Raw genomic sequence first — 16,293 nt, 5'->3', positions numbered from 1 at the left:
GCCGCCGGCGCCGGGCGGCGCGCGCACGGGCCCGGTGGGCGGACGGCGCGCGCCGGACCGTGCGCGCCGGTCAGACGGTGAGCACCTCGACGCCCAGCGCGCGGATCGCCGCCGTCTCCGTCTCGTCGGCCGCGCCGTCCGTGACGACGGTGCTGATGTCCGTGACGGGGCAGATCCGGGCGAACGTGACCCGGCCGATCTTCGTGTGGTCGGCGACGGCCACGGTGCGCGTGCTGTTGCGCAGGAACGCGCGGTCGGTGTGCGCCTCCAGCTCGTCGTGGGTGCTGCAACCGCGCCGTACGGTCAGCCCGTCGACGCCGATGAAGCTGATGTCGAGGTGGTACTCGTCGAGGACCCGCTCCGCGACCGGGCCCACCAGCTCGTAGCTCTGCGAGCGGGCGTTGCCGCCGATGACGACGAGCTGCGTGTCGGGGCGGACGACGACGTCGGCGGCGATGTTCACCGCGTTCGTGACGACGGTGATGCCGGTGCGTCCCGCCAGCGCCCGCGCGACCTCGGTGACCGTGGTGCCGCCGGTGAGGCCGACGACGGCGCCGTCGGGCACCAGGGCCGCCGCGGCGGCCGCGATGCGCTGCTTCTCGACGCGCTGCCGCCCCGCGCGGTGCCGCAGCGGCTGCTCGAACGCGGCGGTGACGGCGCCGCCGTGGGTGCGTTGCAGCATGCCGCGCTCGTGCAGCTCCTGGAGGTCGCGGCGTACGGTCGCGCCGGACACGCCCAGCAGGCCGACCAGGCCCTGGACGTCCACGCTGCCCTCGGCGGCCACGTGGTCGATGATCCGGGTCAAGCGATCACTCTTGAGCATGTCACCGAGTGTAGCCCTGATCAGCCGCGCACGGTTCCCTTTCCCGCGTCTGACCTGCCCGTGAGCCCGGCCGGTGGGCGCGTGGCGCGCTTGCCCCGGACAGGTGCCCCGGGCCGCGCCTTGCGCGTTTCTGCACATCTGCTCAGGTTCGCGCTCTTGACGTACGCGGCGGGACGCGCTTTGATCCTGCCAGTGCCCAGGGTGGTGTCACCCGGCACCGTAGAGGTACGCCCAGCCGGTAGCGGACGCCGTCCCGAGCCCGGCCAGAGTCGCCAGGAACGCGTGCACGGCCGCGTCGTCCGAGGCGGGGCCGTATCCGCGATCGATGGAGCAGCACACCATGCCTGCCAGCCACGCCCTGCGCCGCCGTCGCTCCTGGGCCGCCGCCGCCCTCGCCGCCTCGGCGCTCGTCGCCACCGGGATCGTCACCAACACCCAGTCGAGCGCGAGCGCCGCCGAACCGGCACTGCCGGAGCCCGGCGTCGGATTCGACTACCAGATCGGCGGCCCGTACGACCCGCCCTCCGGCACCGAGGTCGTCAGCCGGGACCGTACGGCGACCCCGGCCTCCGGCCTCTACAACATCTGCTACATCAACGCCTTCCAGGTCCAGCCCGGCGAGGACGACGACTGGCCCGACGACCTGCTGCTGCGGGACGCGGACGGCGAGGTCGTCATCGATCCGGACTGGGATGAGGCGCTCCTGGACATCGGTACGCCGGAGAAGCGGGAGCGCGTCGCCGAGCGGGTCAACGCCTGGACGGACGGCTGCGCCGACAAGGGCTTCGACGCGATCGAGCCGGACAACTACGACAGCTACACCCGTTCCCAGGACCTGCTGTCGGCCGAGGACGCCAAGGCGTTCGCCAAGCTGCTGTCCGACCACGCGCACGAGCGGGGCCTGGCCGCCGCCCAGAAGAACACGGTGGAGCTGGCCGACAGCCGCGACGAGACGGGCCTCGACTTCGCCGTCGCGGAGGAGTGCGGCCAGTGGAAGGAGTGCGGCGACTACGCCGACGCCTTCGACGACCACGTGGTCGTCGTCGAGTACACGGACGAGGGCCTGAACGACGCCTGCGCGTCCCACGGCGACACGCTGAGCATCGTGCGCCGCGACATGGACGTCACCACTCCGGACAGCGGGGCGTACGTCCACCGCACCTGCTGACGCCCCCTCCGCCACGGCCCGCACGGGCCACCGGCGGCGTGCCTTCCCGGCGCGCGCCACCCCGGCGGGCACGGTGCGTACGTGCCCGCCGACGCCGCCTCCCGTACGCCCTTCCCGTACGCCTCCGCGCCCGTCCTCCGCGCCCGGAGGGTACGGGGAGCGCGGCCCTCCTCCACGGGACGACCGCGCGCGCACGCCTCCCCCGCGCGGGACGCCCGCGCTCCCCCCGGGCGCCGCGCCCCCGCCGCGGCCTCCCGCCACCACCCCGCACCGGAACGCACCGCCGGCCCCGGGCCCGCCGGACCCACCAGCGGCACCGGCACACCCGCACCCCACCCGCCGTAAGGAGCCCGCCATGCCCCGTACCCCGTCCCGGCGCCGGTTGCTGCGCGGCGCCGCCGCGCTCGCTCCGGCCGTCGCGGGTGCGCCGCTGCTCGCCGGGTGCGCGTCGGGCGCCTCCGACGGGGTCGGCCCCGACGGCAAGGTCACCGTCGAGCTGTGGCACGGGCAGAGCGACACGGGCCGCAAGGCCGTCGAGGAGCTGGTGGCGGACTTCAACCGGACGCACCCCCGTATCCGCGTGGACGCGGGCGGCGGGGGCGTCATCGCGGACGCCATGCTCCAGAAGGTGACGGCGGCGCTCGCGTCCGGCTCGTTCCCGGACATCGCCTACGTCTTCGGCTCGGACCTCGCCAGCGTCGCCCGCAGCCCCAGCGTCGTCGACCTCACCGACGCGCTGCGCGGCGGCGCCACCCCCTGGAGCGGCTACTGGCCCGCCGCGCGCGAGGCCGTCACCCTGAACGGTCGGCTGCGGGCCGCGCCCGCCCTGCTCGACGCGCTGTGCGTCGTCTACAACAAGAAGCTGTTCCGCGCGGCGGGCGTGCCCTTCCCCGAACCGGGCTGGTCCTGGGACGAGTTCGTCGCGACGGCGCGGCGGCTGACCGACACGGGTCGGGGCGTCTTCGGTACGGGCTGGCCGGGCACGGGCGACGAGGACACCGTGTGGCGGATCTGGCCGATGGTCTGGGACCTGGGCGGCGACGTGATCGGCGACGACGGCCGGAGCATCGGCTTCGCCCGCCAGGGCGTGCGCGCCCTGGAGACGCTGGAGCGGCTGGCGCGCGACCGGAGCGTGTACGTGGACCCGAAGCCCGGCGGCGAGCAGATGTACCAGGTGTTCCTGGGCGGCCGGATGGCCATGGTGGCCACCGGCCCGTGGCAGCTGCCGGACATCACCGGCGCGGGCGTCGACTACGGCGTCGTGCCGCTGCCCGGCTACGGCGGGCCGCCCGTCACCATCTCCGGCCCGGACACCTGGACCGTCTTCGACAACGGCTCGGCGCGCTCCCGCGCCGCCGTCGAGTTCGTCCGCTGGATGATCCAGCCGGAACGGGACGCCCGCTGGGGCGTCGCGGCGGGCAGCCTGCCGCTGAGCGCCGCCGCCGAACGGCTCCCCCGGTGGCGGCGGCACGCGGCCCGTACGGAGGGGCTGCCGGTGTTCACGAAGGCGCTGGAGACGGCGCGGGTGCGGCCGGTGCACCCCGCGTACCCGCAGATCTCCCAGGCGCTGGGCGAGGCGGTCGTCGCGGTGCTGCTCGGGAAGCGCAGCCCCGCCGACGCGCTGCGCCGGTGCGCCGACAAGGCCGACGCCGCCCTGCTGATCCCCCGGTGAGGGGTGGTCCGACGATGAGGAAGGCCACGATGCGAGCAGAGCGAACGAAGCGGGCCGCCGTACGGAAGCGGGCGCACCGCCCCCGTACCGCCGGGTCCCGCGTACGGGCGGGACGGCCGTCATGGTGAGGGTGCCGCGTCCCCTCACCCTCGAACCGGCCGCCGCCGCCCGGCGCCGTACCCGCACCCGGCGGGCCCGCCGCGAGGCCGCCGCCGCCTGGACGTTCACCGCGCCCGCCACGCTGGTGATCCTGGGGCTGGGCATCGTGCCGGTGGTCTGGTCGCTGCTGCTGTCGTTCCGCGCGGACGACCTCGTCACGCCGGGCCGCTGGGTCGGCGTGGACAACTACCGCGCGCTGGCGGAGGACCCGAACTTCCACACCGCCGTACGCAACACCCTCGTGTACGCGGGCCTGTACGTGCCGCTCAGCCTGGCGGGCGGACTCGTGCTGGCGCTGGCGCTGAACCGCCGCATCCGGCTGATCGGGCTGTATCGGACGCTGGTGTTCATCCCGTTCGTGGTGTCGGCGACGGCGCAGGGCGTGCTGTTCTCGTTCATCCTCGACCCGCAGTTCGGCGCGGCCAACTCGCTGCTGCACCAGTTCGGGATCTCCCCGCAGGGCTTCCTCGGGGACCCGGACCAGGCGCTGTACCTGCTGGTGCTGATCTCGCTGTGGAGCGGCGTCGGCTTCTGCGTCGTGGTGCTGCTGGCCGCGCTCCAGGACGTGCCGCCGGAGCTGGTGGAGGCCGCGCGGCTGGACGGCGCGGGCCGGTGGCACGTGCTGCGGCACGTCACGCTGCCCACGCTCGCGCCGGTCGGTGTCTTCCTGCTGCTGTGGCAGTTCATCCAGGCGCTCCAGGTGTTCGACCTGGTGTACGTGACGACGAAGGGCGGGCCGCTCGGCTCGACCACGGTGATCGTGTACTTCGTCTGGGAGCAGGCGTTCCGCACGTTCACCGCCGGGTACGGCGCGGCCGCCGCGTACGTGCTGGCCGTCGCCCTCTTCGCGGCGGGCGGCGCGCTCCGCCTCGTGCGGTGGCGGCAGGCGCGCGCGGAGGCGGGCGCGGCGAAGGCGACGACCCGTACCGGCGCGACCGGCGAGGAGGCCGCACGATGACCACCCACGTGACGCCCGCGCGGAAGGCGGCCGGCCCCGCCCCGCGCACCGGCCGGTCCCCCGTACGCGGCCCGCGCGCGCGGCGGCTCCCGTTCAGCCCGTGGCACCTGGTGCTGGCTCCGCTGGCGCTGGCGTTCGCGCTGCCGCTGCTGTGGCTGCTGCTCAGCTCCGTGATGACGAACGCGGAGATCAACCGCTTCCCGCCCGCGCTCTGGCCGGAGAGCGTCGACCTCGGCGGCTACCGCTACGTGCTGGGGAACGCGATGTTCCCCCGCTGGTTCGCCAACTCCCTCGTGGTGTCGGCTGTCGCGGTCCTCTCGAACCTGCTGCTGGGCTCGCTCGGCGGGTACGCGTTCGCGCGGATGCGCTTCGCCGGGTCGCGGGTGCTGCTGGGGCTGATGCTGGCGACGATGGTCATCCCGTTCCAGTTGACGATGATCCCGACGTTCCTGGTGATGAAGCGGCTCGGGCTGATCGACACCCTGGGCGCGCTGATCGTGCCCGCGCTGGTGACGCCGTTCGCGGTGTTCCTCTTCCGGCAGTTCTTCCTCTCCCTGCCACGGGAGATGGAGGAGGCGGCGTGGATCGACGGCTGTTCGCGGCTGCGCGTGCTGTGCTCCATCGTGCTGCCGCTGGCGCGGCCCGCGCTGGCGACGGTGGCGGTGCTGACGTTCCTGTCCACCTGGAACGACCTGACCTGGCCGCTGATCGCGATCAACCACGACACGCAGTACACGCTCCAGCTCGGCCTCACCACGTTCCAGGGGCAGCACCACACCCGGTGGTCGGCGGTGATGGCGGGGAACGTCGTCACCGTACTGCCCGTGCTGGTGGCGTTCCTGCTGGCGCAGAAGACGTTCATCCAGTCCCTCACCAGCAGCGGGCTGAAGGGCTGACGCCGCGCCCGCCGCCCACCCGTACCCGCCGACTCCCCTCCGCACCAGGACAGGACCCAGGAACCGCCATGTCTCCACCCTTCGACCTGCTCGTCATCGGCGACGCCAACCCGGACGTCGTCGTCGGCCCCCTGCCGGACGCCCTCGCCTTCGGCCAGCGCGAGCAACTCGTGCCGTACGGCCGTCTGGTGCTCGGCGGCTCCGCCGCCATCGCCGCGTGCGGCGCGGCGCGGCTGGGGCTGCGGGTGGCGTTCGCTGGGCGCGTGGGGGCGGACGCGGCGGGCGCGTTCGTACGGCAGGCCCTGGCCGAACGGGGCGTCGACACCGGCGCGTTGACCGTCGACCCGGAGCTGCCCACGCCGCTGACCACCGTCCTCACGCGTGGCGCCGACCGGGCGATCCTCACCGCGCCGGGCACGCTGCCCGCGACCGGCCCGTACGACGTGCCGGAACGGCTGCTGGCCGGGGCCCGGCACGTGCACGCGGCGTCGTTCTTCCTGCTGCCGCGGCTGGCGCGCGCCCTGCCGGAACTGTTCCGCGCCGCGCGCGCGGGCGGCGCGACCACGTCGCTGGACACCAACGACGACCCGGACGGGCGCTGGGACGCGCGGCTGCTCGCCCCGGTGCTGCGCCACACCGACGTGCTGCTGCCGAACGCCGCCGAGGCCCGCGCCCTGGCCGCCGCCCTCACCACCACCGGTGCGGACGGCGGCACGGGCGGCGGTCCCCGTACGGAGGACGGCCTGGCGGCGACGGCCGCCCTGCTGGCCGGGCACGGGCCGCTCGTCGCCGTGAAGAACGGCGCGGAGGGCGCGCTCGCGCACGACGGCACCCGTACGTGGCACACGGCGCCCGTTCCCGTCGAACCGCTCGACGCCGTCGGCGCGGGCGACAGCTTCGACGCGGGCTTCCTCGCCGCCGTGCTGCGCGGCGAGGACACCGCCCGCGCGCTGGAGATCGCCGCCGCCTGCGGCGCGCTCTCCACGCGTGCGCACGGCGGCACCGCCGCGCAGCCCGACTGGCCGGAGGCCGTCGGCGCGGCGGCCCGGCCCCCGGCGCCCGCCCCCGGCGGGGCCGACCCGGGCCCCGATCCCGGACCGGGAGATCCGGACGCACCGCACCACCCGAAGCAACCGCACCACCCGAAGCAGAGGAACGACCGATGACCGGCACAAAGATCGTTTTCGTGGGCGCGGGCAGCGTCGTCTTCACCCAGGGCCTGCTCGCCGACCTGTTCGCCTTCCCCGAGCTGCGCGACGCACGTATCGCGCTGCACGACATCCACCCCGAACGGCTCGCCACCGCCGAGGGCGCCGCCCGCCACATCGCCGCCGAACGGGGCGCCTCCCCCGTCGTCACCGCGCACCTGGACCGCCGCGAGGCGCTGGAGGGCGCGGACTTCGTCGTCAACATGATCCAGGTAGGCATGGCCGAGGCGACCCGTACGGACTTCGACGTGCCCGCCCGCCACGGGCTGCGGCAGACCATCGGGGACACCCTCGGTGTGGGCGGGATCTTCCGCGCCCTGCGCACCTTCCCGGTGCTCCGCGCGCTCGCCGCCGACATGGCGGAGGTCTGCCCGGACGCCCTGCTGCTGAACTACACCAACCCCATGGCGATGAACGTCATGTACCTGCACCGGATCGCGCCCCGGCTGCGCGCCGTCGGGCTGTGCCACTCCGTGTACTGGACGATGCAGGACCTGTCACGCCTGGTCGGCGTCGCGTACGAGGACGTGTCGTACCTCGCCGCGGGCGTCAACCACCAGGCGTGGGTGCTGCGTTTCGAGCACCGCGCGGACGGCCGGGACCTCTACCCGCTGCTGGACGAGGCGATCACCCGGGACCCGCAGCTGCTGCGCCGGGTGCGCGTCGACATGTACCGGCGGCTCGGGCACTACCCGACGGAGACGAGCGAGCACTCCGCCGAGTACGTCCCCTGGTACCTGCACCACGACAGCGAGGTGGCGCGGCTTCGGCTGCCCGTCGGCGCGTACCTGGACATCACCGACGAGAACACCGCCAGCTACGAGCAGACCCGCGCCGCGCTCGCCGCGGGCCGCCCGCTGCCGGTCGAGGGCACCATGGAGTACGCGCCGCAGATCGTCCACAGCGTCGTCACCGGCACCCCGCGCACCGTCTACGGGAACGTGCCCAACCGCGGCCTGATCGACGAACTCCCGTCGTCCGCCGTCGTCGAGGTGCCCTGCCTGGTCGACGCGCAGGGCGTGCAGCCCACCCGCGTCGACGCCCTGCCGCCGCAGTGCGCCGCGCTCAACCGCTCGTACGTGAACGTCAACGAGCTGACCGTGCGCGCCGCCACCGACGGCGATCCCCGCCACGTACGGCACGCGGCGATGGCCGACCCGGCGACGGCCGCCGCGCTGCCGGTGGAACGCATCTGGGACCTGTGCGACGACCTCGTGCGCGCCCACGGAGACCTGCTACAGCCGGAGTTGCGGGCCCTGCTGGGCAACTGACGGGCGGCACACGGCGGTTGGGCGTCGTACAGCCGTGGGGGTCACAGCGCGGCGAGGCGGTCCAGCAGCTGCTCGGCGCGGTGGATCTCGGCGCTCAGCGGATGGTCGTGGACGACGTGCGGCAGCCCCTCGTCGGCCAGCCGGAACGCCTCGCGCAGCGGCGTGTCGGGCAGTTCGACGCCGGACATGCGCAACGCCCGTACCGCGCCGAGCAGTTCGCACGCCAGCACGGTGCGGTACGCGGCGGTGGCGACCACCGTGCTGCGTACGGCGTGGGTGGAGAAGCTGGCGTGGTCCTCCAGGCCGCGGGAGATCACCGCCGTGCCCAACGTGACCGGCCCGGCCGCGTGCCGCAGCGTCCCGAGGGCGTCGTGGGCGACGTACTCCAGGATCATGAAGCCGGAGCTGCCCGCGGGCCCCTCGGCGAGGAACGGCGGCAGGTCGCTGAGGTCCGGTTCGACGAGGTCGCTCAGGCGGGCGGCGGAGAGTTCCGCGATGTGGTGCAGCGTGGCGCGCAGGTGGTCGAAGGCGAGGGCCACCTGCGCGGTGGAGAACTGGCCGTGGTGGTAGGCGAGTTGCGTCTCGGCGTCGATGAACGGGTTCTCGGCCGCCGCGTTCAGGTCGACCTGGAGGACCCGTTCGACCTGGGCGGCGGCCTCCAGCGCGGGCCCCTGCACCTGCGGGAAGGCCCGCAGTCCGAACGGGTCCTGGAGGCGCTTGCCGGGCAGCAGGTCGCCGCCGGAGGTGAGCAGCCTGCGCATCTCGCCCGCGCACCGTACGGCGCCGGGGTGCGGGCGCGCGGCGTGCACGCGGGCGTCGTACGCCTCGACCGAGCCGCGCAGCGCGCAGAACGTCAGCGCGGTCACGACATGGCTCGCGGCCAGTACGCGGGACAGGTCGTGCCAGCACAGGACGGCCTCGGCGAGGGTCGCGGCGTTGCTGGAGATGAACGCGAGGGCGTCACCCGGACTGATCGCGACGGGGTCGATCCCACCGGACTCCCAGGGCAGTTCGCCCGCCAGCGTCAGGCCGATCTCGGCCAGCGCGGTCAGGTCGCCGGTGCCGATCGCGCCCCGCTGGTGGACCAGCGGCAGCGCGCCCACCCGCAGCGCCGTCTCCAACGCACGCAGCAGACGCGGGTGGACGCCGCTCCCGGCGGCGGCGAGCTGGTTGAGGCGGATCGCCATCACGGCGCGCACGGCGTCGTCGGGCAGCGGGTCGCCGGTGCCCCCGGCGTGGCTGCGCAGCAGGCGCAGCCCGTGCAGGTCGGCGGCGTCGGGGTCGACGACGATGTGGCGGTTGGCGCCGACACCGGTCGTCCGGCCGTACACGGCGCCCTTCGTGCCCAGCTCGACGGCCAACTCGTAGCTGCGGCCCGCCCGGTTGAGGGCGTCGGGGGTCAGTTTCAGCCACGCGCTGCGCCGGGCCACCCGGACCACGTCGGCACACCTCAGTCCGGAGCCGCGGATCAGGATGCGGCTGGAGTCGCTCATCGGCACCCCTCCTCGTCAGGACGTCATTCCGACGATCATGTAACTCCTGATCGACGCTGACAAGGAGGGTGCGGCGGTCCCGTGCGGGCCACCGGCACGGTCACCGGCCCGGGGCCCGTACGCACCGCGCGCGGCGGGCGCTACGCGTGCGCGGGCACGCGCTCCCGCGCCGTACGGGCGCCGCCGCGCTCCCGTCGTACGCCCTCCCGCCGTACGCCCTCCACCAGCCGCGCCGCCGTGAACGACGCCCCGTGCACGAAGCGCATCGCGGGCCCGAACGACGGCGCGGCCAGCAGGCCCGCGAAGTACAGGCCGGGCCACGACGACCGGAAGCGGCCGTCCAGTTCGGGGGCCCGGCTCCCCGCCACCGTCCGCAGCCCGGCCCGCAGGGCGGGGTCCAGCATCCGCAGCCGACCGAGGCCGGGCGCGAAGCCGGTCGCGGCGATCACGTGCCCGGTCTCCAGCACCGACCGCGCGCCCCCGGCCCCGGCCAGCCGGAGCCGTACCCCGCCGTCCACGGGGGCGGCCGCGACCAGCCGGTGCCCGAGCAGGGTCGGTACGGCGGACTCGAAGCGCTCGCGCAGCCACCACGCCCCGGCGGGGCCGAGCGCGCGCCCCACGATGCGGCTGCGCAGGCCGCCGGGCAGCGCCCGTACGGCCTGCGGCGCCTCGGACCACACCCAGCTCGGCCAGCCGGTGCCGAGCCCGCTGTGCGGGTCGCGGAGGGAACGCAGCAGGCCGCGTTCGAGGGGCTGCGGCGGCGTGTTCCAGCCGAGCCGTCCGGTGCGGGCGACGAGGCGGACGGCGGCCCCGTGCTCGGCCAGCAGCGTGGCGGTCTCCAGGGCGGCCTGCCCGGCGCCGACCACGGTGACGTCCCGCCCGGCGAACGCGGCCAGGTCGCTGTGCCGGACGCTGTGCGACACCAGCTCGGGCGGGAAGCCGCGCAGCGGCTTCGGCAGGTGCGTGAACGGCAGTACGCCGACGGCCAGCGCCACCGTACGGGCGTGCAGCACGTCGCCGTCCGCCGTCTCGACCCGGAAACCCGCCCCCCGCGCGGCGGGCCGTACGGCGGTCACCTCGCGTTCCTCGACGGGCGGCGCGGCGCGTTCCGCGAACCACATGCCGTAGTCGGTGAACGTGCCGACGGGCGGCGGACTGCCGTGCTCCGCGCGGACGCCGAGGGTGGCGCAGTAGGCGCCGAAGGTGTGGGCCCCCGCCGGGTCGGACAGGTTGGACGACCACGGCTCGGACTTGAGGAGCATCCCGCGCGGCATGTGGTCCCGCCAGGAGGCCATCGGGCGGCCCAGCACCCGGACGTCCAGGCCGGAGGCGGCGGCGTGGGAGGCGATGGACAGCCCGTAGGGGCCGGCGCCCACCACTAGCAGGTCGAGCATGGCTGGTTCCCGTCCTTCGTCGTTGCGGTGGGTGCGGTGGGTGCGGTCTGTGGGGTCGCTCGGGGGACGGCGGGCGCGCCGTCCGTACGGTGACGCCGCGCCAGGCGGCGCAGCCCCTTCCGGACGCCGTGGCCGCCCCAGGCCCACGCCATCGCGGCGAACGGCGCCGGGTCGTCCCCCGCGAACCAGGCGCCCTCCCGGCGCGTACGCATGCCCGCGGGCCCCCGTACCGCGCGGGCCAGGTCCAGGGGTGCCGAAAGGGCGGACAGCAGCGCGTAGTTCTCCGCGACGAACACCCGCGCACCGCGCGGTTCGGCCGCCGCGCGCGCGGTGGCCGCCCGGCCGGTGAGATCCAGGTGCAGGGCGCGTACGACGTCCAGGCCGGTGCCGCCCGGACCGTCGTCCGCGAAGATCCGGAACTGGGCGCCGGGGCGGGGGTTGAAGTCCAGCAGGTGGTACGTGCCTGTGCCGGGGTCGAAGCGGAAGTCCAGGTCGAGGATGCCGCGGTAGCCGAGGTGCGCCGCGAGCCGGTCGGCGGTCTCCTCCACCGCCGGGTTCGGCAGGCGGCTGCCGACGGCGGTCAGTCCGGCGCCCGTGGGCCAGGCCAGGTCCTTCCGTCCGGCGCCGCCGCCCAGCCAGCCGTCGGCGGTGCGGCACCCGTGGAAGAACCAGTCGGCGTCGCGCCCGCCCGGCACCCGCGCCTGGAGCAGCAGCCTGCTGCCCGCCTCCCGGCCGCGCGCGAACAGCCGCCGCGCCTCGTCCGGATCGCGTACCAGCGTGGTGCTGCGCAGGCCCGACGCCGCGCCCGGCAGCAGCCACGGGCGGCTCCACTTCGCCACCACGGGCGGGCCGAGCGCGCGGGTCGCGGCGGCGGCCTCCGCCGCGTCCCCGGGCACCACCGTGCGCGGGTGCGGGATGTCCAGCAGGCGGCAGAGCGCGGCCAACGCCTCCTTGTCCGCGACCCGTTCGGCGAGGCCGCCGGGCAGGTCGGGCAGGTCGGGCAGGTCGGGCAGCAGGAAACGGCCGCCCGCGCGCGCGGCCGCCCGGGGGGCGAGCACGGCGCTCAGGTCGTCCATCGGCACGAGCACCGCGGGCCGCCCGATCAGCCGCGCCGTCCGACGCAGCACCGTGGCGAGCCGTTCCGCCGTGACGGCGCCACGCGGCATCGCGTACGCCCGCCGCAGGTGGCGGGAGTGCCCGGCGGGATCGCGCGCGGACTCCACGAACGCGTGCACCTCCACCCCGGCCCGCCCCAGCGACCTGACGGCGCCGAGGGTGCCGTGGTGGAACGGGTTCGGGTCGAGGCGCAGCAGCAGGGCGGGCACGGCGGTGTCCAACGCGGGCGGGGCCGGAGCGGGCGGGGCGGGAACGGGCGGCGCGCTGGGCCGTGCGGGCGACGGCGTTCTCGTTCGGGCCATCAGAGGGCATTCCGGGAGTCCGTGGAACGGCTCCGCTGTCTACTGTCGCGGAAAGGAACCGCCGAACGGATCACACTCCCGAAGGAGTCACCATGCCGTACAGGCCCTGGGCCGTGACGGGCGCCTGTCTCGGCGCCCTCACCGCCGGTCTGCTCGTCACCACCGCGCTCCCTGTTCCCGAGCACGGCCGGACCGACGGGAAAGGCACGGCACGGGATTCCGCTTCGCTTTCCGCCGATACCGGGGAACTCCCCGGCGGGGAAAGGCAGCGGCCCGCCGGAGGCGCACCGGGCGCGCCCGCGGGCGGCCCCGCCGACGGGAGCGCCGAACGGGCGGCGCGTGACGTGCCGTTCGGCGCGTTCCTGGGCTCCGGACCCGAGGGGGTACGGCGCATGGCGGGCCTGAAGCGGTGGCTGGACGGCCGTGAACCGCGCGTGGGGCACACGTACCTGCCGGGCGACCTGTGGTCCAACATCGAGGGCGAGCCGGACTTCCTCCGCCCCTGGGCGAAGTGGCGCCACGCGCGCGCGGACCGCCTGTTCGTGCTGAACGTGCCGCTGCTGGAGCGGAACGAGGAGGGCGTGCCCGACGCCGAGGTCGCACGGCTGCTCCGGGCGGGCGCGGACGGCCGGTTCGACCGGCACTTCCGCACGCTGGCCGAACGGCTCGTCGCGCTCGGCCTCGCGGACACCGTGCTCGTCCCGGGCTGGGAGATGAACGGCGTCACGTACACGCACCGCTGCGCGCCCGACCCGAAGGCGTGGAAGGCGTACTGGCGACGCGTCGTGACCGCGATGCGCGCGGTGCCGGGGCAGAGGTTCCGTTTCGATTTCGCCCCGTCGCGCGGAGAGGACGCGATCGGCTGGACGAAATGCTACCCGGGCGACCGTTACGTGGACATCGTCGGAATGGACTCCTACGACCAGCCGCCGGGCGGGAAATTCGCCGAGCACGTCCGCCAGCCGTACGGTCTCCAGCACCAGGTGGATTTCGCGGCGCGGCACGGGAAACCCGTCTCGTACCCGGAGTGGGGCCTTTTCCGCGGCGGCGACAATCCCGCGTACGTACGCGGGATGCTCGGCTGGATGCGCAAGCACCGGCCCGTCTACCACACCATCACCGACTACTGCCCGCACGGCGTGTGGCGGTGCGGGCGCAACCCGGACTCGACCGAGGTGTTCCGCGCGTTGATGTCCGCGCCCGAGCCCCGGCCGACCCCGAAGCCGACCCCCACACCCACGCCCACCCCGACGCCCACGCCCACTCCGACGCCCAGCACGCCGGAGGCGCGGCCGAGCGGTTCGCCGGAGTGGAAGCCCGAGCACCCCGCCGGCCGGGAGTTCTGCCTGAACCTCGGTGAGTGGGTCGAGAAGCTGCTCGGCGGCGGCCGGTTCTGCTTCCGCCACGGCGGCTGACCCCGGCGCGGCGGCCGGGCCGCGGCCGCGCGGGGCGGCGGCGCCCGCCCTCACGCGTCCGCCCGGAAGGCGCGCGGGCGGTGTGCGCGCAGCCGCGCGCGCAGGGCGACCAGGGCCGGGCCGTGCTCGCGTACGGCCCGGCCGAGGCGCCGCCGTACGGTCAGCAGCCCCGCGTACAGCCGCAGCAGCGGCGCCAGTTCCGAACGGGCCAGCAGCAGGCGCCGGTTGGTGACCTCGACGGGCCGCCAGTGGCGCTTGTACGGCTCGGTGCCGCGCAGCATGCTCAGCACGCGGCGGCCGCTCTCCGACGCGAGCCGCGCGTCGTGGCGCAGCAGCATCGACGTGATGTCCGCCTTGGCGCGGAGCGCGGGGTGGGCGCCGTACAGGTAGCCGCCGGACAGCTCCGCCGACGTCAGCGTCATGTCGGTGGCCAGCACCTCGCCCCCGACCCGGTACTCGGTGAGCACCGCGTCCCCGTTGCCGACCATGCGGACGGCCGCGCGGGACAGGTGCTCGGCGAACCGCCGCCTGCCGTGCTCGGGCGTCAGCCCGCGGCCCCGCCACTGGAGGCCGTGCAGGCGCAGCAGGGTGGCGACGGCCGACGCGACCTCGGCCTGCGGCACGTCCCGTTCCTCGAGGTCGAGGCGGGCGAGCCTGCGGAGCTTCCCGCGGGTCCGGCGGGCGCTGGTGCCGGGCATGCGCCGGAGCAGGTCCTCGAGGGGCACGCCGGGGAGTTCGAGGCAGACGGAGTCGTCCAGCCGTCGGCGCGCGCCCTGCCAGCGGTTGTGGAGCCGTTCGGCGGCTCCCCCGGGCCGTACCTCCCGCAGGTCCACGAGCGCGCCGCGCGCCGCCCGGCGCAGGCCGCGCTCCATGGCGCGCAGCGCGACGTCGGCCCGGTCGGCGTCCACGAGCACGTCGAGGAAGTCGGTGATGTCCCCGCCGAGGGGCACCAGTACGGGGAACGGCCGGTACACGCACATCAGCGGCGCCACGCCCACGAGGCGGCCGCCGCTGCGCACGAGCAGCAGCCGCAGGCGTCCGCGTACGCCGTACGACAGCCACCACGAGTGCAGCCAGGCGTGCGTCTGGAAGGGGGTGGCGCCGGGGCAACGGGCGTACAGGGCGTCCCACTCGGGCGCGAGCGCGGCGAACGCGGCCGGGTCGCGGCAGAGCGTCGCCGTGGTCGTCACGGTGGTGGTGACCGGGGTCGCCGGGGCGGGGGTGCGGGCGGGGGCGGGTGTGCTGGTCATCGGCGCTCCACCGCCGTGGAGCCGGTGGCGGTGCCGGTGGCCGCCGCGTCTGCGACGTTCCCTGGGGCGCGGCGGGAGCCGGACTCCAGCCGCTGCCTGCGCAGTTCCCGCATCGGTACGCGCCGCCGCGCCTGGCGGGCCAGGCCGGTGCCGGTGCCCGAAGCGGAGGTCCCTGGCGCGGAGGTGCCGGACGCGGAGGTCTCCCGTGCGGCGGTCGGCGCCGCCCCGTCGGCGGCCGGTGCGCCGTCGTCCGGCCGCGGCGCGGTCGGCTCCGGTACGGGTGCGGGTGAGGGCGTGGGGGACGGTGCGGGCGGCAGGTGGTCCGCCCGCTGCCCGCCCTCGCCGCCGTGACCGCCCGCCCCGTCCCAGCGGTCGTCGTCCCGCGCGCGCCGCGTGGGACGTACGAGCAGCAGCAGGGCGCCGCAGAGGCCGCCCGCGCAGCCGCCCACCGCGACGGCCAGCGGCGTGGACGGCGAACTCGGCGCGCTCGGCGCGCGCGCGGCGGCGAAGACGGTCAGCCGCACCTCCGTCCGCTCGGCGCTCCGGTTGGCGACGCGGGTGAGCGAACCGGCCACCGCGTTGGCGACGGTGGCGGCCCCCGCCGGGCGGGCGGCCGTACCGCTGATCTCGATCAGCGGCGCGTCCGGTGACGTGACCGCCTGGACGTCCTTCTCCAGCACGCTCAGCGGCTTTCCGGTCTCCGCGCGCGCACCGGCCAGTACGGCGCCGCCGGTGGCGATCCGGCCGTACGCCTGGGCGAAGCCGAGGGCGGACGCCGGGTCGGCGTTCTTGGCGGGCACGACGGCGACGTAGCTGGTGGCGCTGTAGCTCGGCGGCGTGAACTGTCCGTACGCCGCTCCCCCGGCGGCGCCCAGGGCGACGCACGCGGCCAGCGGCCACCAGCGCGGCGGGCGTACGCGCCGGAGGCGGCGGACGGGCGGGAGCGGCACCCGGACCCGTACGCGCGGCCGTCCCGACGTACGGCGCCGTACGCGGAGCCGCTCGTGCAGGCGCGGGCGCCGGGGCGGCCGGAGGGTGCGCAGGATGCGCCGCAGGCGCGCGAGGACGCGGCGCGGGGGACGCGGGGGCCGGGGTGCGGGCGGCGGGGACGTGTCGGCGTCCGGCTCGGCCGTCTCCGGCGGGGCAGTGCCCACGGTGCTCACAGTGC

General features: G+C 75.6%; 13 protein-coding genes. 7 read left to right on the top strand and 6 right to left on the bottom strand.

Annotated elements, in window-relative coordinates; translation table 11 throughout:
- Window positions 1-70: 70 nt before the first annotated feature.
- A complete protein-coding gene (locus D7M15_RS24560) occupies window positions 71-823 on the bottom strand; it encodes a DeoR/GlpR family DNA-binding transcription regulator (protein WP_121519492.1) in 753 nt (250 codons plus the stop codon).
- 340 nt (window positions 824-1,163) lie between these two features.
- Here D7M15_RS24560 and D7M15_RS24555 point away from each other — a divergent pair, with 340 nt between their 5' ends.
- From D7M15_RS24555 to D7M15_RS24530, 6 genes are all read left to right on the top strand, one after another.
- On the top strand, window positions 1,164-1,991 hold the full coding sequence (locus D7M15_RS24555) for an endo alpha-1,4 polygalactosaminidase (protein ID WP_121519491.1): 828 nt from the start codon (window positions 1,164-1,166) through the stop codon (window positions 1,989-1,991).
- 355 nt (window positions 1,992-2,346) lie between these two features.
- The gene (locus tag D7M15_RS24550) at window positions 2,347-3,663 is read left to right on the top strand and encodes an ABC transporter substrate-binding protein (protein ID WP_121519490.1); all 1,317 of its coding nucleotides are present in this window, start codon (window positions 2,347-2,349) and stop codon (window positions 3,661-3,663) included.
- A 121-nt stretch (window positions 3,664-3,784) separates the two neighbouring features.
- Window positions 3,785-4,780 carry a sugar ABC transporter permease gene (locus D7M15_RS24545; RefSeq protein ID WP_121519489.1) on the top strand — a complete coding sequence of 332 codons (996 nt, stop codon included), beginning with the start codon at window positions 3,785-3,787 and terminating at the stop codon, window positions 4,778-4,780.
- Window positions 4,777-5,676, top strand: coding sequence for a carbohydrate ABC transporter permease (locus D7M15_RS24540; protein WP_121519488.1), 900 nt, complete (start codon window positions 4,777-4,779; stop codon window positions 5,674-5,676). Before D7M15_RS24545 ends, D7M15_RS24540 begins: the two co-directional genes overlap by 4 nt.
- Window positions 5,677-5,744: 68 nt before the next feature.
- Window positions 5,745-6,842: a PfkB family carbohydrate kinase gene (locus D7M15_RS24535; protein WP_121519487.1), complete on the top strand. Its 1,098-nt coding sequence runs from the start codon at window positions 5,745-5,747 to the stop codon at window positions 6,840-6,842.
- Window positions 6,839-8,155: an alpha-glucosidase/alpha-galactosidase gene (locus D7M15_RS24530; RefSeq protein ID WP_121519486.1), complete on the top strand. Its 1,317-nt coding sequence runs from the start codon at window positions 6,839-6,841 to the stop codon at window positions 8,153-8,155. Before D7M15_RS24535 ends, D7M15_RS24530 begins: the two co-directional genes overlap by 4 nt.
- 41 nt (window positions 8,156-8,196) lie before the next feature.
- Here D7M15_RS24530 and D7M15_RS24525 read toward each other — a convergent pair whose 3' ends face one another.
- From D7M15_RS24525 to D7M15_RS24515, 3 genes are all read right to left on the bottom strand, one after another.
- Complete coding sequence (locus tag D7M15_RS24525) at window positions 8,197-9,648, bottom strand: aromatic amino acid ammonia-lyase (RefSeq protein ID WP_121519485.1); 1,452 nt, start codon at window positions 9,646-9,648, stop codon at window positions 8,197-8,199.
- Window positions 9,649-9,788: 140 nt separating this feature from the next.
- Entirely contained in the window at window positions 9,789-11,042 is a 1,254-nt protein-coding gene (locus D7M15_RS24520) for an NAD(P)-binding domain-containing protein (RefSeq protein WP_121519484.1), read from the bottom strand.
- On the bottom strand, window positions 11,027-12,460 hold the full coding sequence (locus D7M15_RS24515; protein WP_206337415.1) for an ATP-grasp domain-containing protein: 1,434 nt from the start codon (window positions 12,458-12,460) through the stop codon (window positions 11,027-11,029). Before D7M15_RS24515 ends, D7M15_RS24520 begins: the two co-directional genes overlap by 16 nt.
- Window positions 12,461-12,552: 92 nt before the next feature.
- Between D7M15_RS24515 and D7M15_RS24510 the strand changes: the two genes are divergently transcribed.
- A complete protein-coding gene (locus tag D7M15_RS24510) occupies window positions 12,553-13,875 on the top strand; it encodes a glycosyl hydrolase (RefSeq protein WP_121519483.1) in 1,323 nt (440 codons plus the stop codon).
- Window positions 13,876-13,925: 50 nt separating this feature from the next.
- On the opposite strand, the gene D7M15_RS24505 is transcribed toward D7M15_RS24510, so the two are convergent.
- Window positions 13,926-15,125 (bottom strand): GNAT family N-acetyltransferase, encoded by a 1,200-nt coding sequence (locus D7M15_RS24505; protein WP_121519482.1) that lies wholly within the window; start codon window positions 15,123-15,125, stop codon window positions 13,926-13,928.
- Window positions 15,122-16,279 carry a hypothetical protein gene (locus D7M15_RS28795; protein WP_206337414.1) on the bottom strand — a complete coding sequence of 386 codons (1,158 nt, stop codon included), beginning with the start codon at window positions 16,277-16,279 and terminating at the stop codon, window positions 15,122-15,124. Before D7M15_RS28795 ends, D7M15_RS24505 begins: the two co-directional genes overlap by 4 nt.
- Window positions 16,280-16,293: the final 14 nt, after the last annotated feature.

The organism is Streptomyces sp. Z26 (genome assembly GCF_003665095.1).
Classification (GTDB): Bacteria; Actinomycetota; Actinomycetes; order Streptomycetales; family Streptomycetaceae; genus Streptomyces; species Streptomyces phytohabitans.
The sequence above is the reverse complement of the archived record's forward strand: the minus strand, read 5'-3'. Positions and strand labels throughout refer to the sequence as shown.